The sequence below is a fragment of the Kitasatospora sp. NPDC087315 genome, from assembly GCF_044744345.1.
Taxonomy (GTDB): domain Bacteria; phylum Actinomycetota; class Actinomycetes; order Streptomycetales; family Streptomycetaceae; genus Kitasatospora.
In genome coordinates, this window is record NZ_JBIUYD010000007.1 from 77179 (window position 1) to 103177 (window position 25999).

Genomic DNA, 25999 nt, shown 5'->3' on the forward strand with positions numbered 1-25999 from the left:
TTCCATCCTTCGGAACCCGCCGAAGCCCCCCTCCACGGGGCGCGATCCTCCATCATCGGGTTACCGTTCGAGTGGCGTCGGTCGGCCTAGCCGGTGAAAAAGCGGGATCCGTCCGTTTGACAAGGGTGGCCGGGGTACGGTCACACTCCGCTGGTGGGGTCGTCGTACAGCGGCAGCCCCGGGACGGTGGAGGGGTCGGGCGGAGCGCAGCCCGTGCTGCCAGCGCCGACCAGCTCACATAACGACCGGGAGAGAAGAGCGAAGGTGTCCCCGAGCAGCGAGACCGCGCACGGACAGCGACTCGTCATTGTCGAGTCGCCGGCCAAGGCGAAGACGATCAAGGGCTACCTTGGCCCCGGCTACATCGTCGAGGCGAGCGTCGGGCACATCCGCGACCTGCCCAGCACGGCGGCCGAGGTACCGGACAAGTACACCGGCGAGGTACGCCGCCTCGGCGTGGACGTCGACCACGACTTCGCGCCCATCTACGTGGTCAACGCGGACAAGAAGTCCCAGGTCAGCAAGTTGAAGTCGTTGCTCGCGGAGTCCGACGAGCTCTTCCTCGCCACCGATGAGGACCGCGAGGGCGAGGCCATCGCGTGGCACCTCCAGCAGGTGCTCAAGCCCAAGGTGCCGGTGCACCGGATGGTGTTCCACGAGATCACCAAGACGGCGATCCAGGAGGCCGTGGCCAACCCGCGCGAGCTGAACCAGCGCCTGGTCGACGCCCAGGAGACCCGCCGCATCCTCGACCGTCTCTACGGCTTCGAGGTCTCGCCGGTGCTGTGGAAGAAGGTCATGCCGAAGCTGTCGGCGGGCCGCGTGCAGTCCGTCGCGACCCGTCTGGTGGTCGAGCGCGAGCGCGAGCGGATGGCCTTCCGCAGCGCGTCCTACTGGGACCTGGTCGGCACCTTCGGCACCGGCCGCACCCCCGCGGACGCGGCCAACCCGGAGACCTTCGGCGCCCGGCTCGCCACCGTGGACGGCAAGCGGATCGCCAGCGGCCGCGACTTCGGTTCGGACGGCCGGCTGAAGAGCGCCAGTGCGAACACGCTGCACCTGGACGAGCAGGCCGCCCGTACGCTGGCCGCCGCCCTGGAGCAGACCGCCTTCGCGGTGCGCGCCGTCGAGTCCAAGCCCTACCGCCGCTCGCCGTACGCGCCGTTCCGCACCACCACGCTCCAGCAGGAGGCCAGCCGCAAGCTGGGCTTCGGCGCGAAGCGGACCATGCAGGTGGCCCAGAAGCTGTACGAGAACGGCTTCATCACCTATATGCGTACCGACTCCACCACGCTGTCGGACACCGCGATCGCGGCCGCCCGCGCGCAGGTCACCCAGCTCTACGGTGCCGACTACCTGCCGGACGCGCCGCGGACCTACGCCAGCAAGGTCAAGAACGCGCAGGAGGCGCACGAGGCGGTCCGTCCGTCCGGCGACCGTTTCCGCACCCCCGCCGAGACCGGCCTGAGCGGTGACGACTTCCGCCTCTACGAGCTGATCTGGATGCGGACCGTCGCCTCCCAGATGAAGGACGCGGTCGGTCAGTCCGTCACCGTCAAGGTCGGTGGCGCCGCCTCGGACGGCCGGGACGTCGAGTTCTCCGCCTCCGGCAAGATCATCACCTTCCACGGCTTCCTCAAGGCCTACGTGGAGGGTGCCGACGACCCGAACGCCGAGCTGGACGACCGCGAGCGGCGCCTGCCGCAGGTCACCCAGGGGGATCCGCTCTCCGCCGAGCAGCTCACCCCCGAGGGCCACGCCACCAAGCCGCCGGCCCGCTACACCGAGGCCTCGCTGGTCAAGGAGCTGGAGGACCGCGAGATCGGCCGCCCCTCCACCTACGCCTCGATCATCGACACCATCATCGGGCGCCGCTACGTCTTCAAGAAGGGGACGGCGCTGGTGCCGTCGTTCCTCTCCTTCGCCGTGGTCAACCTGCTGGAGAAGCACTTCGGCCGGCTGGTCGACTACGACTTCACCGCGAAGATGGAGGACGACCTCGACCGGATCGCGGCCGGCGAGGCGCAGTCCGTGCCGTGGCTGAAGCGCTTCTACTTCGGTGAGGGCGAGGGCCACGCCACCGGCGGTGCCGCCGAGGCCGGCAACGGCGACGGCGACCACCTGGGCGGGCTGAAGGAACTGGTCACCGACCTCGGCGCGATCGACGCCCGGGAGATCAGCTCGTTCAAGGTCAGCGACGACATCACGCTGCGGGTCGGCCGCTACGGCCCGTACGTCGAGCGGGCCTCCGTGGTGGACGGCGAGCCCGGCCAGCGCGCCGACATCCCGGACGAGCTGCCGCCGGACGAGCTGACGGTCGAGCTGGCCGAGGAGCTGCTGGCCAAGCCCAGCGGGGACTTCGAGCTCGGCCCGGACCCGGTCAGCGGCAACATGCTGGTCGCCAAGGACGGCCGGTACGGCCCGTACGTCACCGAGATCCTGCCCGAGGGCACGCCCAAGACCGGCAAGAACGCCGTCAAGCCGCGCACCGCCTCCCTCCTCACGACGATGTCGCTGGACACCGTCACCCTGGAGGACGCGCTTCGGCTGCTCTCGCTGCCGCGCGTGGTCGGGGTGGACCCGGAGGGCGTGGAGATCACCGCGCAGAACGGCCGCTACGGCCCGTACCTCAAGCGCGGCACCGACTCGCGCTCGCTGACCAGCGAGGAGCAGATGTTCACGGTCACCCTCGAGGAGGCCCTGGCCATCTACGCCCAGCCCAAGCAGCGCGGCCGGGCCGCCGCCGCGCCGCCGCTCAAGGAGCTGGGCACCGACCCGGTCAGCGAGCGCCCGGTGGTGGTCAAGGACGGCCGCTTCGGGCCGTACGTCACCGATGGCGAGACCAACGCGACGCTCCGCAAGGACGACGAGGTCGAGACCATCACGCCCGAGCGCGGCTACGAGCTGCTCGCCGAGAAGCGGGCGCGCGGACCGGTGAAGAAGACGGCGAAGAAGGCCCCGGCCAAGAAGACGACCGCGAAGAAGACGGTCGCGAAGAAGGCCACCGCCACCAAGACGGCGGCGGCCAAGACCGCGGCCACCAAGACGACGGCGACGAAGACGGCGACCAAGACGACGGCGAAGGCCGCGGCCAAGAAGACGGCCACCAAGAAGGCCGCCGCGGGCAAGACCACCGTCACCGACGAGGGCTGACCCTCCGCCAGTGGCACCGGGCCCGCGCCTCCGCTCCGGAGGCGCGGGCCCGCGCCGTGTGCGCGGAGCGTCACAACCGTGCAATGACCGGGATCCGGAACCCCGCTCACCCTTTTGCGGCAAGCGCCGACCGCTACGCTGACCGTATGACGAGCGAGGAGCAGCCCACCCCCAGCGCCGCCCCGGCCGCCAGAGCCGGCGCGCCCGACCTTCCCGAGGTCGCGCCCGCCGGGACCCCCGGTGAACGGGCCCGCGCGCTGCTGCGGACGCGCCCGTACCGCCGGCTCTGGACCACCCAGCTGATCGGGGGCACCGCCGACCGGCTCGGTCTGCTGGTGCTGCTCGCGCTCACCGTGACCGCCGCCGCCCTCGGCGGCCAGTTCGGCGACCTGCCGCGCAGCCTCGGCTTCGCCGTCGCCGCCGTCTTCGCCGCCCGGCTGGCCGCCACCGTGCTGGTCGGCGCCGCTCTGCTCGGCCCGGTGCACCGACTGCTCACCGGCCCGCTGGACCGCCGCTGGACGCTGTTCGGCGCGGACGCGCTGCGCGCCGTGCTGATCGGCGTCGCGCCGTGGTGGGTCGTCTGGCTGGGCTCCGGCCCGAAGCCCTCCGGCGGTGCGACGTACGTCCTGCTCGCCACCGTCTTCCTGACCGGGGCCGCCGAACGCGTCTGGGCGATCGCCAAGGCCGCCGCCGTCCCCGGCCTGCTGCCGCCGGGCAACCCGTACGCTCCGGCCGCCGAGCAGCGCCCGTCCGCCGCCAACCTGGAGACCGTCCGGACGCTGGACCGTCGCACCGGCTGGGCCACCGTGCCGGTCGCGGCCGCCGCGCTGATCGCGCTCACCCTCGTCGGCAACATCTTCGCGGCCCTCGGCTCGGACTGGCTGCGCGCCCACCAGCTCACCTTCGCCGCCCTCGGTTCGGCCGCCCTGTTCACGGCCTCGGCCGTCCGGGTGTACCTGCAGCAGCTGTCCGGTGGTCCGGTGCCGGTCGCCCCGCACTCGCCGCTGCAGGGCCTGCGCGCCCCGACCGACACGACGCCGGGCCCCGCCCTGAACAAGGGCCGCACCGGCTCCGCCCCGTACTTCACCTTCTCCGTCGCCGCCGGGTACGCCTCGATGGCGGGCGTCGCCGCGCTGGCGCTGCTGACCGCCGCCGAGCACCGGGCCGGGCCGATCGGCTACGGCCTGCTGGTGCTCGTCGCCGCCGCCACGCCCGCGCTCGGCGCCCGGCTCACCCGGGCCACCCTGCCCGCGCTCTCCCGCCGCCGGCTGCTGGCGCTGGCGCTGCTGACCGAGGGCGTGGCGCTGATCCTGGCCGGCCTGGTGCTGGACTTCGTCCTCGTCCTGCTGCTGACCGTGCTCGCCGGGCTGGCCGCCGGGATCACCGTCTCGGCCGGGCGTACCCTGCTCGCCCAGGAGGTCGAGGAGGCCCGGCTGCCCAAGGTCACCGAGCACCTGCACGCGGTGCTGCGGGCCGTGGTGGGCACCGCGCTGGTTGCCGTCCCGCTGATCGCCGCCGCCTACGGGGACGTCGAGTACGGCCGGATCGAGCCCGGCTCGTTCACCTTCATCCACGGCGGTGCGGCCCTCGCGGTGGCCACCACCGGGCTGCTGACCCTCGTCCTCGCGGCCGTCGTGCTGCTCAAGACCGACGACCGCCGGGGCACCACCCCCTTCGTCCGTGAGCTGGTGGACGCCGTACGCGGCGGCACCGGGCTCGCCTCGCACCGCACCACCGGCACCGGCTTCTTCATCGCCCTGGAGGGCGGCGACGGCGCCGGCAAGTCCACCCAGGCCCAGGCGCTCGCCGAGTGGATCCGGGGCAAGGGCCACGAGGTGGTGCTCACCCGCGAGCCCGGCGGCAGCCCGGTCGGGCAGCGGCTGCGCGGCCTCGTCCTGGACGTCGGCAACACCGGACTGTCGCACCGCGCCGAGGCGCTGATCTACGCCGCCGACCGCGCCGAGCACGTCGAGAACGTCATCCGGCCCGCGCTGGCCCGCGGCGCCGTCGTGATCACGGACCGGTACATGGACTCCTCCATCGCCTACCAGGGCGCCGGCCGCGACCTGGCCGCGACGGAGGTGGCCCGGATCTCGCGCTGGGCGACCGGCGGACTGGTGCCCGACCTGACCGTCGTCCTGGACGTGGATCCGAGCAAGGCCCGGGAGCGGTTCACCGAGGCGCTGGACCGGCTGGAGTCCGAGCCGACCGAGTTCCACCAGCGGGTGCGGTCCGGCTTCCTCGCCCTGGCGGCCGCCGACCCGGCGCGCTACCTGGTCGTCGACGGCAGCCAGCAGCCCGCCTTCGTCACCACCGCGATCCGGCACCGGCTCGACCGCGAGCTGCCGCTCTCCGAGCAGGAGAAGGCCGCCCGCGTCGAGCGGGAGCGGCTGGCCCGCGAGGAGGCCGAGCGCCGCGCCGCCGAGGAGGCCCGGAAGAAGGCCGAGGCGGAGGCCGCCGAGCGCAAGCGGCTGGAGCTGCTGGAGCAGCTCCGGGCCGAGCAGGCGGAGAAGGAACGGCTGGCCAAGGAGGAGGCCGAGCGGGTCGCCGCCGAGGCCGCCCGCAAGGCGGCCGAGGAGGCCCGGCTCCGGGCGGAGGAGGAAGCCCGCCGGCAGGCCGAGGAGGAGGCGAAGCTGCGGGCCGCTGAGGAGGCCCGGCTGGCCGCCGAGGCCGCCGAGCGCAAGCGGCGTGCTGAGGAGGCCGCCGTCCAGGCGGAGCTCCAGCGGCAGCGCGATCTTCAGCGCGAGGAGCAGCGGCGGCGGGCCGAAGAGGCCCTGCAGCGGGCCGAGGAGGCCCGGCTGGCGCAGGCCGCCGCGCTCGCCGCGGCCGCTGCTGCCGCCGAGAGCACGGCCGACCGGGCCGACCGGACGGCTCCGGGGGACGCGGTGACCACCGAACTGCGGGTGGTGAAGGACAGTGACGAGGCCACCCAGGAGATCTCCGAGCGGGACCGCCGGGCGGCTGCCCGGGCGGCCGAGGAAGCGGAGGCGGCGAGGGCCGCAGCGGCCCCCGCGGCCGACGAGACGGCGAAGCTGCCGGTCGTTCCCGCCGCCGCGGCCGACGAGACCACCGTGCTGCCCCGGGTGCCCTCGGCCGACGCCGACCGGACCGCGGTGCTGCCCCGGGTCGAGCCGGACCGCCCGGCCGACCGCCTCCCGCCGGGCCTCTGGCGGGAGGAGCCGGCCGACAGCACCCGCGAGCTGCCGGTGGTCGAGGAGCAGCCGCCGGCCACCGAGCCGCGCCCCCGGCCGTCCTGGGCCGAGGAGACCCCGATGGACGACCTGCCGAGCCTCACCGACACCCTGCTCGGCTCGCGCGACGAATGGGCCCGCTGGAACCAGGGCGGCCCGGCCGACCAGCAGGGCCCGCAGAACCAGGGTGCGCCGTACGGCGGCCAGGGCGGTCAGGGTGGTCAGGGCGGCGGGGCCCGGAGTGGCGACAGGGGTGAGGGCAAGGGCAAGGGCCGTCGCTGGGGCCGCCGGGGCTGACCCGGCCGGGGTCGGCCCCCGGGGCGTTGGGCGTAGGACGCGGGCGGTGCGGTCGGAGCGGGTCTCCGGCGCCGCCGCCCGCTGTCGTGGCGGGCACGTATGCTCGACGGCGGGGAAGAGCGCCGGGAGCGCAGCCGTACCGAGCTTGGGAGCAGCAGTGGCCGTCTGGGACGACCTGGTGGGTCAGGACCGGGTGGTCGAACAGCTGACCGCCGCCGCCCGGGCGGCCGGAGCGGCGGTCGCCGCCGGGCGCGGTGCCGCACCGGAGCCGGGCACCAACGCCTCCCTGATGACACACGCCTGGCTGTTCACCGGCCCGCCCGGGGCCGGCCAGACCACCGGCGCCCGCGCCTTCGCGGCCGCCCTGCAGTGCACCAGCCCGGACCTCGCGCTCGGCGGCACGCCCGGCTGCGGGTTCTGCGACGGCTGCCACACCGTGATGGCGGGCAGCCACGCCGACGTCAAGTACGTCCGCACCGACGGTCTGTCGATCGGCGTCGGCGACATGCGCGCCCTCGTCCTGCGCGCCTCCAGCTACCCGACCGGCGGCCGCTGGTCGGTGATCCTGGTGGACGCCGCCCACCGGCTGACCGAGGCCGCCGCCAACGCCCTGCTCAAGGGCGTGGAGGAGCCGTCCCCGCGCACCGTCTGGCTGCTCTGCGCGCCCTCGGTCCAGGACGTACTGCCGACCATCCGCTCACGCTGCCGCCTGCTGGTGCTGCGGACGCCCGCCGCCGAGGCCGTCGCCGACACGCTGGTACGCCGCGACGGCGTCGACCCGGAGACGGCCCGGCTGGCCGCGCTCGCCGGGCAGGGGGACGTCGACCGCGCCCGCCGGCTGGCCGTCGACGAGCAGGCGCGCAACCGCCGGACCGAGGTGCTGCGCATCCCGCTGGAGGTCGGTGACATCGGCGGCTGCCTGGCGGCCGCCCAGCGCCTGGTCGACACCGCCAAGGCCGACGCCGAGGCGCTCGCGGAGACGCAGGACGCCAAGGAGACCGACGACCTGAAGGCCGCGTACGGCGCGGCCGAGGGCAGCAAGGCCCCGCGCGGCATGGCCGGGGCGGTCAAGGAACTGGAGAAGCGGCAGAAGAGCCGTGCCACCCGGACCCGCCGGGAGACGCTCGGCGTCGCCCTGCTCGACCTGCTCGGCTTCTACCGGGATGTGCTCGCCCTCCAGCTCGGCTCGACCGGTGCGCTGGCCAACGAGGATCAGCGCCAGGCCCTGAACCGGGTCGCGGCGGCCGGTCCGCCGGAGGGCACGCTGCGGCGGATCGAGGCGGTGCTCGCCTGTCGGCGGGCGCTGGACCGCAACGTCGACCCGCTGCTCGCCGTCGAGGCGATGACGGTGGCCCTGCGGGCGGGCTGAGGCCGGTCCGGGACCGCCGGGCCCTCGCCGGTCCGGCCGGGCTGCTGGGCCGTCGGGCCGCCGGGTACGGCTTCACGTCCTATCCGTTGTCCCACCTTCGAGTGAACGGGCGGTACGCGCCGGGCACACCCGCGTGTGACCGTCGGGTCGTCTTGCACGCTGGGGGCCGACTGCGCCCCGACGCCGGGGCCGTCGCGTCCCGTACGGCGCCGGCCGGTCCGGTGTCCGGCCCTCGTCCCGAGGTGGTGCGTCCCATGGTCCGTTCGCTCCTCGTCGTTCCCCTGCTGGCCGCGGCCGCCGTGGGCGGTGTCTGGCTGGCGCGCGGTGCGCTGCTGCGCTGGCGCGACCTGCGGGCCGCCGAGACGTACGAGCTGACCAGCGACCGGCGGCCGATGCTGCTTCGGACGCTCGGGGCGATGGCGTGCGGGGTCTGCGTCACGGCGCTGACCCTGCTGACGGCCTTCGGGGTGCTCGGCAGCCTCGGCGGACCGGACTCGGGGCAGGAAGGGGCACAGCTCGCCGTCGAGGACGAGGCCGACTGGGGCGCCGGGACCGTCGGTGGCGGCGCCCGGCAGGCAGCGCCGCCCGCAGCCGGGGTCCCGGCCCCCGACCCCGCCGCGGTCCCCGAGGCCGCTCCTCCGCCCGCCGCCGCCCAGGTGGTCAGCCGGTTCGACAGCGTCGGCCACCCGAGCGGCGGCGAACTGCTGCAGTCCGTCGTTCTCGGCCCGGACGGGCAGCCGCGCAACGTCCGGGTCTGGCTGCCCGCGCAGTACGCCAATGACCAGAACGCCCGTTTCCCGGTGGTGGTGATGCACGCCGCCACCCCGCGCAAGACCGCCGACGCCGAGGTCCCCGACGTCTTCGACGGCCTCAGCTCCGCCGTCCAGACCGGCAAGGCCCGCCCGTTCATCCTGGTCGCCCCCGAGGCGCCGAACGGCACCGCGCACCCCTGCGACCTGGTCGCCGCCGCCCCGCAGGCCGTCGCCGACGACGCCACGCTGCGCTCGGCCATCGCCGCCGCCTTCCGGACCCTGCCGCCCGGCCCGGCCTCCTGGGCCGCCCTCGGCGTCGAGGGCGGCGCGCCCTGCGCCGCGGCCGCCGGGCTGGCCCGCCCCGATCTGTACGGCGCGGCCGCGGCGATCTCCGGGCGGTACGACACCGCCGCGCTGGCCCGGACCGGAGCCGAGGCGCCCGCCGACGCCGCTCCCCGGCTGCTGCTGGCCGCCGCCAAGGCGGACAGCGCGGGGCTGGACGCGGCCCGCAAGCTCCAGGCCGCGCTGCGCGGCGGCACCGGTTCGGCGGCCCGCGCCGATGTGCGGATCTCCGACAATGTGCAGGACTACTCGCCGGAGCGGGAACGGCTGCGGCTGGTCCGGCAGGCGGCCCAGTACCTGGCCGAGACGCTGGCCAAGGCATCCTGATCACCGCTGCGGCGGCCACCACGCTTCGCGGTACCCGGGCGGTCCCGGGGCCACCGGACTCGAACACCTGAGGGGACCAGATGAAGGCCACGAAGCACGCCCCGGTCGCGAGGCAGGCCCCGGCCGTGGGACGTGCTCCGGGCATGAGACGCGTTCCGGCCGTGCGACGTGTTCCGGTGGCGAGGCACGCCCTGGCGGCCGTGCTGGCCGCGGCCGGGATGCTGGCCGGGGGGTGCAGCTCCGCCTCCTCCGGGCCGGAGGCGCCCCCCTCGGCCGCCGCCGGGCCCGCTGCCGCCGGCTCCGGCTCCGGCCCGGCTTCCCCCTCCGCCGGGGCGTCCCGCCCCAGGGTCACGCCGCTGGAGCCGCTGCCCGCGGCCGTGCCCGCCGCGCTGGCGTCGTACTACGGCCAGCGGCTCGCCTGGCAGCCGTGCGACGAGGGCTTCGAGTGCGCCACCTTCCGGGTGCCGCTGGACTACGACCACCCGGCGGGCGGGGACCTCGTCCTGGCGGCCGTCCGGGTCCGGGCCGAGTCGGTCGAGCCGGGGGCGCCGGGCGCGTCGGGGGTGTCGAAGGGACCCGAGGGATCGGTGGGATCAGGCCGCCGGCTTGGCTCGCTGCTGCTCAACCCCGGCGGCCCCGGCGGCTCGGCGGTCGATTACGTGAAGGCCGTCGCCGGGACGTACGACAGCGGCGTGCGCGCCCGGTACGACCTGGTCGGCCTCGACCCGCGCGGGGTCGGCCGCAGCAGCCCCGTGACCTGCCTGAGCAATCAGCGGATGGACGCCTACACCGCCGTCGACACCACCCCCGACGACCAGGCCGAGACGGACGCCCTGGTGGCCGCGGACAAGGAGTTCGCCGAGGGCTGCGAGGAGCGGGCCGGTGCCGAGCTCGGCCACCTCGGCACCGTCGAGGCGGCCCGCGACATGGACGTGCTGCGGGCGCTGCTCGGCGACGAGCGGCTGAACTACGTCGGCAAGTCCTACGGCACTTTCCTCGGAGCCACCTATGCCGGGCTCTTTCCCACCCGGACCGGCCGGATGGTGCTGGACGGCGCGATGGACCCGTCGCTCGACTCGCTCGACGGCAACCTGACCCAGGCCGGCGGCTTCGAGACCGCCTGGGCGGCCTTCGCCAAGGACTGCGCCAAGCACGAGGACTGCCCGCTCGGCCGGACCGAGCAGCAGGTCGGCGAGCAGCTCACCGCCCTGTTCAAGTCGCTCGACACCCAGCCGCTGGTCACCCCCGACTCCGGCCGCCTGCTGACCGAGTCCCGGGCGACCACCGGCGTCATCCAGGCGATGTACGCCGACTTCCTCTGGCCCGATCTGCGTGCCGCGCTCGCCGAGGCCAAGGCGGGCGACGGCACCGGTCTGCTGAAGCTGTCCGACTCGTACTACGGACGCCGCCCGGACGGCTCGTACCCCAACCTGATGTTCGCCAACACGGCGGTGAACTGCCTCGACCTGCCCGCACCGTTCACCGGCCCGGCGGAGGCCCAGCAGGCGGTGCCCGCCTTCGAGCGGACCTCGCCGCACTTCGGCCGCGACATGGCCTGGATGGCGCTGACCTGCACCTACTGGCCGGTCAAGGCCACCGGCGCCGCGCACACAGTCCGGGCCGCCGGCGCCCCCCCGATCGTCGTCGTCGGCACCACCCGCGACCCGGCCACCCCGTACGCGTGGGCGCAGTCGCTGGCCGGGCAGCTGCAGTCCGGCCACCTGCTGACCTACGACGGCGACGGCCACACCGCGTACGGCCGCCAGAACGCCTGCGTGGACGACGCCGTCAACGCCTATCTGCTGGGGGGCGGGCCGCCCGAGAAGGGGAAGCGCTGCGGGGGCTGATATTCGCTTCAACCGCCGCCCGGTGCGAAGTTACGATGAGCGCCCGCCACCCCCTGCCGCACCCCACACCCTCATCGGAGCGCACCGTGCTCGGAGTCAACGACCTGGCGACGTATGTCCTCGGCGCCCTCGTCATCGTCCTTCTCCCCGGCCCCAACTCCCTGTACGTGCTGTCCGTCGCCGCCCGCAAGGGCGTCCGGACCGGCTACACCGCGGCCGCCGGCGTCTTCGTCGGAGATCTCACTCTGATCAGCCTCACCTCGCTGGGCGCCGCCTCGCTGCTGGAGGCCAACCCGGCCGTCTTCGCCGTGGTGAAGTTTGGCGGCGCCGCGTACCTGCTCTGGATCGGCATCGGCATGCTTCGCGCCGCCCGCCAGCTCTGGCGCGAACGCCGTGCCGACGACCCCGCCGCAACCGCTGCCGGGCCCGCCCCGGAGGCCGTCGAGCGCCCGTTCCGCAGGGCCCTGGTGATCAGCCTGCTGAACCCGAAGGCGATCCTCTTCCTGCTCTCCTTCTTCACGCAGTTCGTGGACCCGTCCTACGGCCGGCCCGCCCTCTCCTTCGCCCTGCTCGGCGGCGTCCTGCAGACCTTCAGCCTGCTCTACCTCTCCATGCTGATCTTCGCGGGCACCACCCTCGCCACCGCCTTCCGCCGGCGCAAGCGGCTCTCCGCAGGCCTCACCAGCGGCGTCGCCGTCCTCTTCGCCGGCTTCGCCGCCAAGCTCGCCGTCTCCTCGACCTGAGCCCCGCCACCGTTACCCGGTACGGATCACCTCCGAACCTGTGTAGACTTGCCGCCGTTGCCGCTGCACTGCGTCAACGGTGCCGCCTTAGCTCAGTTGGCCAGAGCAACGCACTCGTAATGCGTAGGTCATGGGTTCGAATCCCATAGGCGGCTCCAAGGTAAACCCCAGGTTGGGCCTCTGACCTGGGGTTTTTGCCATCCTGTGACCGATACTTCGTAGGACTATCGGCGCACGAAACCAACGCATGTCGGATGCGTGGATCGGTAGCCACTCTGCGTCGATGGCCCCTCTCTTAGTCGCCTTCTAGTAGGTCGCTGACCTGCGGCTTGTCGCTCCATGTAGCTGAATTATCACTGGACTCTGATGCTGTAGTGGTCCAAAAAGTGCCCGAAGAGTGCCCGCGTGTCCCGAGGCATGTATCGAGGCCGGATCGGGAAGGCGCCGTTCCTTCACGAATCCGCCTGCACAGTGGTTGCGGGCAGTGACATTTTTAAGCGGGGCTGGCGGCAGTCGCGCCTAACGTGGCCACCACTGAGCAGAGGGTGGCTCAGCGCCGCACAGTTGACCGGGGCACCCGTGACAGGGCGGCTGCGCGCCGTCTGGCTCGATGGTGCGCCAGTCAGCGAGAAGGAGTGCAGGCGGTCCGCCGTGGAAGCGGTCGTGACCAGGCGTCGATGTCGTCCACGAGCGCGTCTTCCGGTTCCGAGGTCGTGCGAGGCGAGGCGGCGCCGCCCCGGGCGGTCGGTGAGCCGCCGACCGTTCTCCGCCTCTGCCGTCAGGGCCTCGAAGGTTCGCAGCTGGACCTCGTGGCATCTGGTAAGGATCACCGACCGCGAAGCGGTGTCCAGAGCCTCGGCCAGGGCGGCCACGTTCTTGCGGAGGGTGTCGACGTTGCGCTGTTGGAGGGCCGCGTCGTCTACGGCGGGCCGCACGAATGGGCTGTCGAGGAGGGATTCGAAGAGAGCCGAGCTGAAAATGCTCCTTGCGCAGGAGGGGGCTCGGGACTGACGCTGTCGATCATGAAGGACAGGCTAAGCAGCAGGTCAGGCGCCCTATCGGCTCGGCGGCCGTGGCCGAGGGGGCGCTCGACTTCGCAGCGCGCGTAGGCCACGTCCGAGCTGCCTACGGGTAGTGTGCGATCGTTTCCGCCGTGACCAGCAAAGAGACTCTTGTCCATATCGCTCTGGCCGACGGCCGGCCGAGCGGCATTCGGAAGGCATACAGCGCAGAGCGCTCGTGCATCTGCATCGCCTTCGGGCGGGCGGACTACCCCAAGGCCCGCATGCGCGAGGAGCTGTCTCGAACTGGCGTCTACCTGGTGCAGGGGCCGGACCCCGACCACCCAGGTAAGCAGCGCGTCTACATGGGGCGCGGGCAGGTCCTAACGACGCGACTCGACGATCACCAGCGGAAGAAGGACTTCTGGACCCAGGGCTTCGCGTTTACCACGGACAACAAGAACGGTCTGACCGAAGCTCATGTGGTACAGCTGGAGGCGCGGCTGATCCGTCAGGCGCGCGCAGCCGGCGTTGCGATCGTAGACAACGACGTGACGCCGAGTCCGACGCCGCCTCGTGCCGAGGAGCAGTCCGTCCACGACCGGCTGTTCGAGGACGTGTTGCTGCTGATGGGTGTCCTGGGCGTGGTGTGTCTGGAGGAGCCCGCCACCACGGTCGCTCCCGCCGATGCCGAGGGCGTGCAGTACCAGCTGAAGCCCAAGGGCACGTCATGCCGGGGCTTCGAGTGCTCTGACGGGTTCCTGGTACGCAAAGGAGCACTGGGCAGGATTGGCAAGGCGGAGAAGCTGTCGCCCGGTTACCGCTTGCGCCGGCAGGAGCTTCTCGACGACCAGGTTTTGGTGGAGACGTCGGACAAGAAGCACCTGCGCTTGGCGCGCGATCACGTGTTCGGCAGCCCGTCCCAGGCAGCCAGCGTGATGGCGGGGGTGAACTTGAACGGCCGCGTGGCCTGGGTCGACGAGAGCGGGCAGACGCTCAAGGATCACCAAGTCGGCAGCACCCTGGTCCCGCCTTCGGCACCGTCGAGCGACCAGCCGACATTGTTCGAGGCGGGGCGGGCCGTGTGACGCCGGTGTCCGCCGACAGTCGGCCCGGCCCACCGCCGAGTTCAGTGAGCACCTCCCCCGCGGTGAGAGGACCCGCCGTCGGTGCTTTGCCGCGCCGCCTTGCCTTGGTCCAACTGCCGGTTCCCGGAGAGAGCCGGTACTCGATGTCAGTTTCCTTGGAGACTCTCGTGCAGGGAGCGCATGGCGTGGATTACGAATCGATCGTCGTCATTTCCCACAGCGAGAAAGTCGTCAAGGTCCGGCCAGTCGATGAGTTCGCTCAGCAGGGCTACGGAGCGCATGTCACCAACTTTCAACGCCTCGGCGCAGGCGTGGCCGGCGTTGCGGAGGAGGTCGATGACGGAGTGCCGAAACAGGCGGGGACCCTCGGCTGATAGCTTCCAGAAGCGAACCTCCTCAATGGCTTCACGCCACTTCGCCTGCCGGGCGAGAGCCTCAATCATGAAGCGTTGGGCTTCCCCCGCGGTCGGGCCGACCAGTCCGTCGTCCAGTAGCTTCCGGCAGCACCGCTCTGCTTCGGCATACTGGCCCTGATGGATCAGCTGATTCGCTTGTTCGATAGTCCTGTGGCTGGTGGAGTAGGTGGACGGTTCGATTCTTCCCTCCAGGTCGGCGAAGGCGAGCGCCAGCGGTGCAAGCCGTGCTGCCTCGGCCTGCGGCAGATGCGCGTACTGGATTGCTATCCGCGAGTCGATGGCCAGCTTGAGAGTGGCCTTCGGGGCGTCGAACGCCCAGGCTCTGGCTTGCTGGAGTATGAACTCCAGGTGCTCTACCGCCCCTTGGAAGGTGGTCGTGAGGTTGGCCTTCAGGTCACCGCCTATCTCTTGGGCCTGGATATAGATCAGGGCTAGGGATTGTCGAGTCTGTACAAGCAGCACATCGTTCGTGGGGTCGAGGCGCCCCAGGTGCTGGAGTTCGAGGTTGAATAGCGCCTCTGCGCGGAGTACATCTCCCTGAGTGTGATGGGAGCCGGCGAGATTGCCGTACAGGTGGGCAACGCGTGTGCTGGAGAACCGCATCTGCTCGATGCGGAACAGCAAGGTCTCGGCATGGGGGGTGATCGCCTGTACCCGTTCAAGTTCTCCGAGCTGCAACGGCCAGTAGAGCCAGCGCTCAAGGTGTCCGAGGAGCCGGTCCAGAGCGGCGGGCAGTTCGTAGTGCGCCCGCAGTCGTGCTCGGAGCATGGCCTGGCTGACAGTGTTGACGGCGAAAGTTCGGTCCGCGTCCGGCAGGGATTTTCCGATGGTGGATGGCAGCGGGAGGTCGTTCTTGATCAGCGAGAAGCGGTTGAGTTCCCTAAGCGTCTCACCGAGATTGGCGAGTTTGGGCGAGACGAGGAAGTACCCGCGGTGCTCGCTCTCTTGCGAGTCGATGTCGGTGAGTGCGGCTGCCAGGAGCAGGTGTCCCGGGATACGGTGTGACGCCAGATATGCAGATGCGTAGAGCATGTTCAGGGCCAGCGTCGGCAGGTCAGCGACGCCGGGCCGAATACGGGCTTCAAGGCGGTCGATACAGAGATTGAGTGCCGCCGCCAGCGTATTGGGATATCCGAGAGGAACGGAGTCCTCGTCACTGAGTGAGCGGACCGCCAGCTCTTCCAGGTAGCTGTCGACGTACTCGGGCCCGTGATCACAGCCGTAGAGGTAGCCGGCACCCAGTTCCAAAGCCAGCGGCCAGTCGCCCAACGCCTGAGCCAGGCGACCGAGAACCGCTTCCCAGAGGGCACGCTCATCATCGTTGAGCCGAAGGCGCCGACTCAACAGCTCAACGGACTCGTCACGCTCCATCACCGGCACCGCGATGACTGCACCACCACCAGGTTGGGACGCCCCGTTGAGAGTGGTGGCGATCACATCACCACGACCCACCTTCGGCACCCACCTCTCAACCTCCCGAGCCGAGTTCACATTGTCGAGAACCAGCAGCCAGCGCCCCGCCAGTCGGCCGAGAACATCCTGCACCGCCTGCTGGAGTGCCCAGATCGGACCCCCGCGCAGGGTGTTCGCAGCAGCTGGATCAACTGCGGCGACGACGCGATCGAAAGACGTCCGGATCGAGGACTCCGTCTCACAGTCGATCCACCCAATGAGGTCGTACCCATCAGCATGGGCCGCGATGAACAGCGCAGCGGCACTCGACTTCCCGATGCCTGACGGGCCGACCAGCGTCGCACGGCGCACGGTCTGCCGGGCAACTACCTCGAACGCTCTCTCCAGCGGTACGAGCAGCGTAGGTCGTTCAACATCGGGGATTGTGGGGATCGACCCGACCAGTGTGCCCCAGTCCCGGAACCCGATCGAGCAGGCCAAGGTCTCGCCATCGACCAGCACGAGCCTGCGCAACTCCTCTACCGGAAAGCTCGCCCGGTTGCCGGTGACGTCAGCGGCTCGGCCCAGGATCTCGGAGATCAAGTATCCGGTCAGCAGACCAGCGGACTGTTCCCCGAGCCCATATCGTGCGCGGTTGCGCAACGCTCGCAGTGCCTCGCGTAGGTTTTCGCGGATCTCCTCGTCGTCACGCTGGTCGTAGGCCACCCGGCAGCGCGCCAGTCGGGCGAGTTGCTCCTCGTTGAGGCTTTCCAGCTGCCTGTGCCGCTGCGGCGCGGCGCGGAACAGCTTGAGCAGGTGGCCGCGCAGCTGCGAGGGCTCCGGTTGTGAGGAGAGGATGTCATTGAGCTGGTCGCTGAGGGCACCGCGTCGGCCATTGGTCAACAGCCAGTACTGGCGAGCCTCTTGGGTACCGCCCACCATGTCCAGGAGGATGCCCAGAGCCGTTGCCCCGCTGATCGTGCCGCCCGCAACCTTGCTCTTGACCTGGACGACCGATCGCAGGGAGCCGTCGAGCTCGACGACATCGAAGTCCACCTGATCTTCGGCTCCCTCGCTGGCGGAGGGCCCCTCCACACGAACACACGCCACCTGCTCATCGTCGATCACCGCGATCAGCTGTTCCAACGTGCGCAGGTACTGATACTGGTAGCCGCGTGCGGCGACACGCCCCCCGGTCCACTCAGCATCCTCCATTCGCCGGCACCCGCCCGCCACTGAGAGGGTTCCGCATCCAGCCTGCCACTCCGGGTAGCGATGTACTGGCAACTTCGAAAGTCCCGTCGGACCCTGGTAGCGACAACAGGATGGCTGCTGAGATTTGCTTTCCCTGAAGTCAACTGATGGTGCGTCGAGTTTCCCGGACGTGGCTGATGAGGCCGGCGTCCTTCTGGCACGTACATCCGGGGGTGGGGGCCAGTAGTCGGTCATCTGATCGGGCCGGGGGCCGAAGCGGGTGTCGTACTCGATGCGCCGCATGGGTCCGTCGACCAGGCCCGTACTGCGTGCGATCCAGGCGCCGACGACCAAGCATGAGGCCTGTTGGGCCACGAACGCGGCCGAGGGCCGGAAAGTGTCGTCCGTCCCGCCGCTCAGCTCCGCCGAGTTGATCAGCCCGCACACTGGCCGCCCGAGGAATTGCCGCCCGAGTTCACGCTGTTGATCGTCCAGGCATTCCAAGTCCTGTTCGGTCAGCGGCTCCTGGCCATGGGCGATTCATGCAAGCGGGAGCCCGGTCAGTTCGTGGAGTCGTTGCTCCGCGCTCTTCCCGGAGTGGTCGGCCTTGTAGTAGCAGCGCAGGCAGGGGCCGGTGGGCAGCGCTTCGTGCAGGGCGACGGTGGTGCCGACTGGGCCGCCGGTGCTGCCGTCCAGGGTGAGGTCGGCGTGCAGGCGCTGCAGGTCATGTCGGGCGCCGATGCTGTCCAGTCCGCCGAGGACGGTTCGGGGCCACGGCAGGGTGCCGGTGTCGACGGCCTCGATGGAGTCCTGGATCGTCCTGTGGAAGGGGATCACCTCGATCCGCCGTAGGCGCGCGGCGATCAGCCGCACCTTCGGCAGGAGCGCGGCCGCGTCGGCCAGGGTGCCAGTGCTGTAGGAGGTGACGTTCGGCTTCTCGAAGACCTCCTTGTCCACCACCGTCAGCTCACCGGAGACCCGCAGCAGGTCCAGGACCAAGGCGATGCCGGTGCCGATCGCACCGCCACCGCCCAGCAGCACTTGCTCCAGCACTGGCGGCGGGACGATGGCAGTCCCGGGCTGCTCGCCGGGCAGGACGGGACAGAAGTCCACCACTGGGGTGACCTGGAACTTCCCCTCCGGCAGCCCGGCGACGACCTTGAACGCCTCGCCGACCAGCATCGCCGCGGTGAGGACCGCGCCCAGCCCGGTACCGGGTGCGTTGAGCCTGGGGAAAGGATGGCCGGCGTGCCGCAGTCGGGTCCCGTGCCCGTCCGGTGCACCGGCCACCGCGACGTCCGGCAGCGGTTCGGTGCCCACATGCAGACGCAGCGGCGCTTCGCCCAGGGCCTCGCCGATGCGAAGCGGCAGGTTCGGGTCGATCCCGGCCGCTGTCTCCACCAGTTGGCGGACGAGTGCGTCGTCGAGCCGTCCCGGCCTGCGGCCGGGGTCCAGGCTCAGCCGGACAGGCCACCGGCGCAGGTCGGCCACCAGCACTTCGAGGGTCTCGGCGACCGCGGGCAGGCGCCCGTCTGCGGTGAGGTGGACGAGGCTCCCCTCCATCCGCTCCCGAAGGGTGGACTCGTCCACGCCGGCGGCCAGGCCGCCCAAGCGCACGCTGCGGCTGTAGTCAGTACGCACGGACACCCTCCTCGTCGAACAGCAGCGTGAGCACAGGGGGCAGCGCCCCATCGACGACCGGGGCAGAGCAGGGCACCCAGTCCCGGTCGAAGCGCCACCACCCCCACGCCGCCGGGTCCGCGGGCGGTGCCGCGTAGGTCGGGACGACAGCGCTGACGAACCCCGGCACCCGCAGCGAGTACAGGCGGTCGGTCCGCGACAGGAAAGCCTCCTCCGGGTGCGAGTGGATCATCGCCCGCGTCCGGTAGGACCGCTCCTCGGCGAAGGTGAACAGCCGGTCGTACGCGACGGCACTGACCGTGAACAGCCCCGGGCCCGTATGGATTCCCGATGGTGCTGCCCCGGCCTTTCTGAAGAACAGTTCACCGAGGACACCCGCTACGGGAGGCCCAAGAACAACGAGCTGATTGCCAATATTGAGCAGATCGAGCAGGCCACTATCCAGAGCCTGTGGCAGGAAGAAGAGCCGCTCCCAGGCCCCGAAACCGAAGCATGGTGGGAGCTGTGGTTCGACCCCGCACTCACCGATGCCGATCAGGTGGAAAGCCTCCGTGCCCTGGCCGACGCCCACGGCTGGTCCATGCTCCGCCGCAGCATTGGCATCGGCCACTTTCGTGTGGCGCAGGTCAGCACCATCGCACGCGAACTCGCCCGGGTACTGACCACCAACGCCTGCCCGTCCGAGATTCGCAAACCCACCTTCGCCGAGGAATTCCACAGCCGAGACCTGCGTGATCTCCATCATGACTTCGTCCTTGACCTTGCCGAACGACTCAGTCCCGCAGCCCCGGGAGCCCCTGCGGTGACCTTGCTCGACACCGGCATCGACCAGGAGCACGCGTTGTTGCGCGCCTGCATCATCGGAGCCCACAGCGTCATCGAGGGGGAGGGACCTGGTGACAACGCCGGCCACGGCACCCAGATGGGCGGCCTTGCCCTGTTCGGCGACGCTCTTGAAGAAGCGCTCGACTCACACGGTGCTGTCCAGCTGGAACACCACCTTGAGTCCGTGAAGGTCCTGCCCCGCCGAGGCAGAGACCAGCTTCGCCCGTACGGCGAGGTCACCGCAGTCGCCGTGACCACCGCGGAAACCGCTCAGCCCGAGCCAGTCCGCAGCCGGGTCTACTCCATGGCAGTGACCGTGGAATCCGGGGACGGCATGGGTGGCACCGACGGCACCGCCACGCTGTGGTCCGCTTCCCTGGACGCACTTGCGGCAGGAACCGATGTCGTTGTCACTGATGACCGGCTCGACCTGATCGGACCACCCGAGCCAGAACTCGCCCGGCTGATCGTCGTCTCCGCCGACAACGTCCGAGATCACCGCGCCGCCGATCTCGTCAACGCTGACGGAATTGTTGACCATCTCACCCTGTGCGATACGTCTCGCATCGAAGACCCCCGCACAGGCGTGGAACATCCTCACCGTGGGCGCCTACACCGAGCGCGATGACGTCCCCACGGATCCGAGCTTCCAGGGGTATCGACCCGTGGCTGCTTCTGGCCAGCTCTCCCCGCATAGTCGAACCTCCGTGCAGTTCCCCGAGGCGGCACCCATCAAGCCCGACATCGTCATGGAGGGCGGCAACCTCCTCATCGACGCTGACCTCACCCAAGTCACCGGCCACGACGTCGTGCAGCTGACCACCACCGACCGCCGCGACCTCGGCCGCCACCTGACCACTGTGCACGCGACCAGCCCGGCAACTGCTCAGGCCGCCCGCCTGGCGGCTCTCGCCTACGCCCGTTATCCCGGGCTACGACCCGAAGCTATTCGCGGTCTGCTGGTTCACGAAGCGGAGTGGACTCCGGTCATGCTGGAAGGCCTTTACAACCGAAACGGCCGTCGCAAAGGTAGTGCGGGCAATCTCGCCCGCACGCTACTGCGCCGTTACGGCTGGGGCGTTCCTACCGAAGAGCGGGTTCTGGCGAGCACTGCGAACGCCGTCACCCTGATTGTCCAGAACTCCCTGGTGCCGTTCCGCCGTGACGATGGGGCAGTCCACCTCGGCGAGCTCAAGCTCCATGAGCTTCCGTGGCCTCGCGAACAGTTGCTCGACCTCGATGCGGCAGAAGTCAGGCTGCGCGTGACGCTCTCCTACTTCGTTGAGCCCAACCCCGGCCGCCGAGGCATGTTGGGCCAGCACACTTACGCCTCGCACCGCCTACGGTTTGCTCTCAAGGGTCCTACCGAGACCGTGGCCGCGTTCGAGCGGCGCATCGCCCAACATGCCCAGGCGGAGGACGATTCTCGGACCAGGATCCAGCCATTCGATACTGACCGTGACTGGCTCATCGGTCAGACCAACCGCGACCGCGGTTCCCTGCATGCTGACATCTGGCGAGGAACCGCCCGCGACCTGGCTGACTGCGGCGTCCTCGCGGTCTTCCCCGCCGGCGGCTGGTGGAAGTACCACAACAGCAGCGACCGTGTCGGTCGCCCGGTTCCCTACGCGCTCCTCGTCTCGCTGAGCACGTCCGAGGTCACCGCTGATCTCTACACTCCGACCGCGGTCCAACTCGGTGTCCCAGTGCCGGTCGGGATCAGCAACGCCGCGGAGACCGAGGTGCCCATCGGCATGCGCCTGTTCTGACCGCCCGAACGCGGCATTCGCTCGTCGCTGGCCTCGCTCAGACTGGTCACCAGTACAGCCGGGCCTTCGGTGTTCCTGCGACTCCTGGTGTCAGCTTGGCCGTTGAAGCCCACGCCGGTGATATCCCCGAGGAAACCATCCGCACCACGGCCCCGGCTTACCTCAGCCGCTTGCCGTGACCACTACGGCACCGAGTTAGGGGAGGGGGTTGGGGCACGGACGGATCGTGGTGTTGTCGCCGGTGACGGCCGTGCCGATTGTCTGTGCGGCGATGGATCGTTCACCGGACGCGGTGATCGTCACCGTACCGGCTGCGGGAAGCTGGGCGGTCAGTTCGGCAAGCAACTGCGGATCCTCCCGTAGCGTCCGCTTGATCTGCTGGCGTAGCGCGGCGGCGGCATCGGTGTCCTCCGGGTCCTCGGCCGCCTCACGTACCGCCGCCTCTAGCTCCGGGCGCCCGGAGGGGCTCCGACGCCGCCAGATCGCGTGCAATATATTGCGCCCTGCGTTCGCCGTTGCTCCCACCGCAGCGTCCTCAGCCCGGGCCAGCACCCCCGCACCATAGGCACCCAAGGCCGCGCTTAGATACGACCCTGCCTGTTCCACAAACTCCACGATCTCCGCTTCCATAAGACACCTCTGATTTCCTGCCATTGACTGGTGCTAGGACGTCAGACTAGGACGCCCAGCCAGCGCCTACGCGGTAACTCTGCAATTCGCCGCCCGCCGGTCGGCCTCACTCCACGCGAGTCAAGCGAAGACCTTCCTGCCCCTGAGGCAGCCTGGCTGCACTCCCCAGTGCCAGGCCGCTCACCATGGAAAACGGAGACCTGTCGCGGCATGCTAACGGCCAGCCCCCGAAGGCGCCGACCCGGCTGAGTCGATCCTTGCGCGGATCTGTGCGATGAGCGGGTTGTCCGGATCCAGGGCGGGCTCGATCCGGTCCAGGGCTGCCCGGTAGAGGGCGATCGCCTTCCGAGGGGCGCCAGCCTCCTGATAGGTATCCGCCAGGGTGAGTTGGGTGACCAGGATGTTGGGGTGGTCGCCGAGGGTCTGCTGCCAGTGGACGAGGGCGGCTTCGTAAAGCGGCATGGCCTGATCGGGACGGCCGTCGGCCCGGTAGATCTCGGCCAGGTGCCGCCGCTGCTCGAGGGTGTCCGGGTGGGTGGCGCCGAGCTCCACTTCGGCGAGCGCGACGCTGTGTTCCAGAAGTTCGGTCGCGCGGGCGAGGCCGCCAGACCTTTCGAGGACGCGGGCCAGCATGGCAGTGCACTGGAGCGTTTCCGGGTGGGTGCCGCCGAGTTCGGCGTCCAACTGAGCGCGGAGCTCCTCCAGGAGGGCGAGGGCCTGGGCCGCGTTACCGGACTCGAGGTGGGCGGCGGCCAGGTTGGTCCGGCCAGCGACGGTGTGAGGGTGGGTGGCGCCGAAGAGGCGGACGGTGCTGCGCACGGTAATTTCGAGGAGCGGGAGGGCATGCTGGGCGTCGCCGACCGTGAGGTATGCGGTGGCCAGGTTGCTCCGGCACAGCACGGTGTGTGGGTGCTCCTCGCCGAGCGACCGGACGCACCGCTCCAGCGCCGTCTCCCCGAGGGTGACGGCACGCGCTGGATCGTCGGTCAGGCGTAGGGCATCGGCCAGACTGACGCAGTTGGCCAGGGTGTCGGGGTGGGAGTCGCCGAAGACCTGCTCGCACTGGGCGACGACGGCCTCGAACAGCGGGACGGCGCGGGCCGGGTCGCCCGCCACGAGGTAGACCTTGGCGAGACCGCTGCGGGTGGCGAGGGTGTGGGGATGGGTCTCGCCGAGCAGCGTGGAACGGTACTCGAGGACGGCTTCGTACTCGCCGATTGCCCGTTCGTGGTCGCCGACGACTCGGTATGCCTCTGCCAACCCGTTCCTGGTGGTCAGGGTCTGGGGGTGGGCGTCGCCGAGCAGGTGGGCGCTCTGCGCGGCCGCGGTCTCCAGCAGCGGGAGCGAACGCGGCGCGTGCCCGCCGTCCCGGTAGGCGCAGCCGAGGTTCGCGCGGACGGCGATGGTCTCCGGGTGCGACTCCCCATACACCTCCTCGCTCCGGACCAGGGCCGTCTCGAGAAGCTGCGCCGCTCGGTCGGGGCGTCCGGCGATCACGTAGGCGTAGGCGAGGTTGTTTCGGCTGGTGATGGTGTCAGGATCGCTGTCGCCGAACGCTTGCTGCCGCTCGGCGAGGACTGCGGTGTACATGGGGATGGCACGGTCCAGGTCGCCGGCGGCGAGGCAGGCTGCGGCCAGGTGGTTTCGGCTGGTCAAAGTGGCCGGATGAGCCGGTCCGAGCCACCGCTCGTACTGCGCCAGGGTCGCTTCGTGCAGGGGGAGGGCGCGGTCCAAGTCGCCGGCGGCCTGATAGGTGCAGGCCAGCTCCTCGCAGCTGACGAGGGTGTCGGGATGATCGTCGCCGAGTGTCTGCCGGCGGTGGACCAGGGTGGCCTCGTGGAGTGTGAGGGCGCGCTCCAGGTCGCCGGCATCACGGTAGGAGTTGGCGAGGTTGGAGCTGACCGTGAGCGTCCCCGGGTGCGAGTCGCCGAGGACCCGCGCGCACTGGGCGACCAACGGCTCGAGGACCGCGATGGACCGGCCGAACTCCCTGGCGCCGTGGTAAGCGCTGGCCAGGTTCGCGCGGACTTTCAAGGTGAGCTCGTGCGCGGGCCCGGCGAGGGCTTCGCAGCCAGCCAAGGCCGCCTTGAGCAGCGGAACGGCGCGGGCGTCGTGGCCGAGGTCAGTGAGGTAGGTCGCAGCGGCGGCGTACCGTCCGGCGGGAAAGGTGTCCGAGTGGCCGTCAGGAGTAGTGGCCGCAAGCGCGACGAGGTGCGGGAGGAGCCGCTCCCAGGCGGGGGACCGACCGGAACTCGGTGGTTCGCCCAGCGGGACGACCGCGGCGGTCAGCAGCCGCTCGGCCTCCAGCCGGCCGGCCGGGGCCGTGCCGCCGAGGGCCGGCTGATTCCGGAGGGTGGCCTGCACCAGTCGGTGGACGCTCACGGTGTCCCGGGTGAGGGTGATCATGCAGTAGGCGCGGAGCAGCCCGAGGGCCTCGTGCAGGTCGTCGGTGTCTTCTTCAGTGGCGGCCGGGGCCAGCAGGTCCACCGGGATATCGTCGGGCGCGAGCCACGCCAGTATGGACAGGAGGGAGACCGCCAACGGGCTGCGCTCGGTCAGGGTGCTGATCGTCTGGCGCCAGATCCGGGCGACGGTGCGTTCGGGATCGTGTCCGTCCGAGCCCTTGTCCAACTTGGCCGTCAGTTTTCGGCGGTAGCTCTCGATGCCTATCGTCGGGTTCTGCGAGAGGTAGGCACCGGCCTGCTCCAGCGCGATGGGTAGCCGCCCGAGGTCGGAGGCGAGGGCCCGGGCCTCCTGCAGCTGTCGGGGGGTGGGCGCAGACTCGCCGAGCACGTGCCGGCAGAGGAGCTCGCTCGCCTCGGCCAGGTCGAGGAGACCCAGGGCGAGCGCCGGGAGGCCGACCGGCCAGCCGACCGCCCGCCGACTGGTGGCGATGACACAGCCGTCCGGTGCGCTCGCATAGGGCCGCAGGTCGGCCGGGTCCTCGACGTTGTCGAAAACCAGCAGCCAACCGGGGTGCCACTGCAGCCACATCATCGCCCAGGCGGCGCGTTCCTCGATGGCGGCATGGCTGGCCCAGGCGGGGATCAGCCGCAGGGCAAGGGCGGCCAGTGACTGCTCGATATGGGCAGGCGAAGCCGCGTTTATCCACCACGCCACGCTGTGATCGCGACGGTGCCGGTGAGCATACGCGAGTGCCACGGTGCTCTTGCCGACGCCGCCGAGGCCATGGACGATAGCCGCCCCAGTGGCCGGTTGCCCATGCTCCGCTGTGAACGTGCCCTGCAGCCTGGCCAGCGCATCTGCTCGGCCGAGACATAGTGGGAGCGGCGGCAGGTTGGTGAGCCCTACGGGGGCCTGTACGTCGCGCGCGGAGTTCAACAGTTCGGCCGACAGGACGGTGACCGGGCCGGTAATCGCGGTGCCGATCCGGTGGGCGGCGACGGACCCAGGCCCTGTCGCCTCGAAGACGAAGTTCGTCATTGCGCGGCCTCCCGGCCCCAGCCGCCAACGGTGGCCGTCAGCTGGGTTCTGTCGCTTCTGGGTGCGGCCCGGCCCGGACGGGACCACCCCGCCGATGGCCCCCTGCGCGTGCTCATCTCCGTCCCCTCCGGACCGGTCGAGCGTCGCCCGGTCCAGCATGCAGCGTACGCGCAGCCCCCCCGGCCGGGTCAGTGTCGGCCGCTATAGCGGCGGGCCACTGGTCCCAACGAGCTAGTCAGTTGTGGGGCATCGACAAGCGCGGGCCGCCGAAGGGCTGGAGAGTCTGGTGTGACATGTGCGGCCGGTGTGCGGCCGGACGCCTTTGGACGGGGTAACACGAGGTGGGATGGGTCAACTGATCGCATGTGCTCTGATCAGGCAAAACGGCACCGCAGAGCACGAGCTGGAACCAGGCATCACGAACCCTCGTGGTCTCGTAATGCGTAGGTCATGGGTTTGAATCCCATAGGCGGCTCAGTGAAGGCCCAGGGCAGATAGCCTCTGACCTGGGTCTTTTGTTGTTCCTTGACCGGCCGGCAGGCGTTGGCAGAGCACATGCGTTCCGGCCTGGTGGTCGA

The 25999-nt window shown here is 70.7% G+C and carries 14 protein-coding genes and 1 tRNA gene; 10 read left to right on the forward strand and 5 right to left on the reverse strand.

Going from position 1 to position 25999, the window contains the following annotated elements; genetic code table 11:
• Positions 1-264: 264 nt before the first annotated feature.
• The 8 genes from topA (at position 265) to ACIO5D_RS12105 (ending at position 14110) form a co-directional block, all read left to right on the forward strand.
• Positions 265-3153, forward strand: a complete 2889-nt coding sequence (gene topA / locus ACIO5D_RS12070) for a type I DNA topoisomerase (RefSeq protein ID WP_400653459.1) — start codon at positions 265-267, stop codon at positions 3151-3153.
• 146 nt (positions 3154-3299) lie between these two features.
• Positions 3300-6641 (forward strand): dTMP kinase, encoded by a 3342-nt coding sequence (tmk, locus tag ACIO5D_RS12075; RefSeq protein WP_400794909.1) that lies wholly within the window; start codon positions 3300-3302, stop codon positions 6639-6641.
• Between the two features lie 157 nt (positions 6642-6798).
• On the forward strand, positions 6799-8010 hold the full coding sequence (locus tag ACIO5D_RS12080) for a DNA polymerase III subunit delta' (RefSeq protein WP_400794911.1): 1212 nt from the start codon (positions 6799-6801) through the stop codon (positions 8008-8010).
• A 254-nt stretch (positions 8011-8264) separates the two neighbouring features.
• Complete coding sequence (locus ACIO5D_RS12085; protein ID WP_363604118.1) at positions 8265-9431, forward strand: hypothetical protein; 1167 nt, start codon at positions 8265-8267, stop codon at positions 9429-9431.
• Between the two features lie 143 nt (positions 9432-9574).
• Positions 9575-11278, forward strand: a complete 1704-nt coding sequence (locus tag ACIO5D_RS12090) for an alpha/beta hydrolase (RefSeq protein WP_400760722.1) — start codon at positions 9575-9577, stop codon at positions 11276-11278.
• An 86-nt stretch (positions 11279-11364) separates the two neighbouring features.
• Complete coding sequence (leuE, locus tag ACIO5D_RS12095) at positions 11365-12021, forward strand: leucine efflux protein LeuE (RefSeq protein ID WP_363604120.1); 657 nt, start codon at positions 11365-11367, stop codon at positions 12019-12021.
• Between the two features lie 81 nt (positions 12022-12102).
• Positions 12103-12179 (forward strand) — tRNA-Thr (locus ACIO5D_RS12100).
• A gap of 995 nt (positions 12180-13174) precedes the next feature.
• Positions 13175-14110, forward strand: a complete 936-nt coding sequence (locus ACIO5D_RS12105) for a GIY-YIG nuclease family protein (RefSeq protein WP_400794913.1) — start codon at positions 13175-13177, stop codon at positions 14108-14110.
• Positions 14111-14256: 146 nt separating this feature from the next.
• On the opposite strand, the gene ACIO5D_RS12110 is transcribed toward ACIO5D_RS12105, so the two are convergent.
• The 3 genes from ACIO5D_RS12110 to ACIO5D_RS12120 form a co-directional block, all read right to left on the reverse strand.
• Positions 14257-17133 carry a hypothetical protein gene (locus ACIO5D_RS12110; RefSeq protein WP_400794915.1) on the reverse strand — a complete coding sequence of 959 codons (2877 nt, stop codon included), beginning with the start codon at positions 17131-17133 and terminating at the stop codon, positions 14257-14259.
• A 519-nt stretch (positions 17134-17652) separates the two neighbouring features.
• Positions 17653-18753 (reverse strand): ThiF family adenylyltransferase, encoded by a 1101-nt coding sequence (locus ACIO5D_RS12115; protein ID WP_400794917.1) that lies wholly within the window; start codon positions 18751-18753, stop codon positions 17653-17655.
• Positions 18743-18985: a hypothetical protein gene (locus ACIO5D_RS12120; protein WP_400794919.1), complete on the reverse strand. Its 243-nt coding sequence runs from the start codon at positions 18983-18985 to the stop codon at positions 18743-18745. Before ACIO5D_RS12120 ends, ACIO5D_RS12115 begins: the two co-directional genes overlap by 11 nt.
• Here ACIO5D_RS12120 and ACIO5D_RS12125 point away from each other — a divergent pair.
• Together ACIO5D_RS12125 and ACIO5D_RS12130 are read left to right on the forward strand one after the other, a co-directional pair.
• The gene (locus tag ACIO5D_RS12125) at positions 18977-20206 is read left to right on the forward strand and encodes a S8 family serine peptidase (protein WP_400794921.1); all 1230 of its coding nucleotides are present in this window, start codon (positions 18977-18979) and stop codon (positions 20204-20206) included. The genes ACIO5D_RS12120 and ACIO5D_RS12125 overlap by 9 nt on opposite strands.
• Entirely contained in the window at positions 20181-21347 is a 1167-nt protein-coding gene (locus tag ACIO5D_RS12130; RefSeq protein ID WP_400794923.1) for a S8 family serine peptidase, read from the forward strand. The genes ACIO5D_RS12125 and ACIO5D_RS12130 overlap by 26 nt, the downstream gene beginning before the upstream one ends.
• A 195-nt stretch (positions 21348-21542) precedes the next feature.
• Here ACIO5D_RS12130 and ACIO5D_RS12135 read toward each other — a convergent pair whose 3' ends face one another.
• Complete coding sequence (locus ACIO5D_RS12135; RefSeq protein ID WP_400794925.1) at positions 21543-21977, reverse strand: hypothetical protein; 435 nt, start codon at positions 21975-21977, stop codon at positions 21543-21545.
• Between the two features lie 213 nt (positions 21978-22190).
• Positions 22191-25421: a tetratricopeptide repeat protein gene (locus ACIO5D_RS12140; protein WP_400794927.1), complete on the reverse strand. Its 3231-nt coding sequence runs from the start codon at positions 25419-25421 to the stop codon at positions 22191-22193.
• Positions 25422-25999 lie beyond the last annotated feature (578 nt).

What these genes read in the sequence shown, in the direction of transcription:
- ACIO5D_RS12140 (WP_400794927.1), bottom strand. Translation starts at nt 25,421, where the DNA reads ATGACGAACTTCGTCTTCGAGGCGACAGGGCCTGGGTCCGTCGCCGCC.
- ACIO5D_RS12135 (WP_400794925.1), bottom strand. Translation starts at nt 21,977, where the DNA reads ATGGAAGCGGAGATCGTGGAGTTTGTGGAACAGGCAGGGTCGTATCTA.
- ACIO5D_RS12120 (WP_400794919.1), bottom strand. Translation starts at nt 18,985, where the DNA reads ATGATCCACTCGCACCCGGAGGAGGCTTTCCTGTCGCGGACCGACCGC.
- ACIO5D_RS12110 (WP_400794915.1), bottom strand. Translation starts at nt 17,133, where the DNA reads ATGGAGGATGCTGAGTGGACCGGGGGGCGTGTCGCCGCACGCGGCTAC.
- ACIO5D_RS12085 (WP_363604118.1), top strand. Translation starts at nt 8,265, where the DNA reads ATGGTCCGTTCGCTCCTCGTCGTTCCCCTGCTGGCCGCGGCCGCCGTG.
- tmk (WP_400794909.1), top strand. Translation starts at nt 3,300, where the DNA reads ATGACGAGCGAGGAGCAGCCCACCCCCAGCGCCGCCCCGGCCGCCAGA.
- ACIO5D_RS12090 (WP_400760722.1), top strand. Translation starts at nt 9,575, where the DNA reads ATGAGACGCGTTCCGGCCGTGCGACGTGTTCCGGTGGCGAGGCACGCC.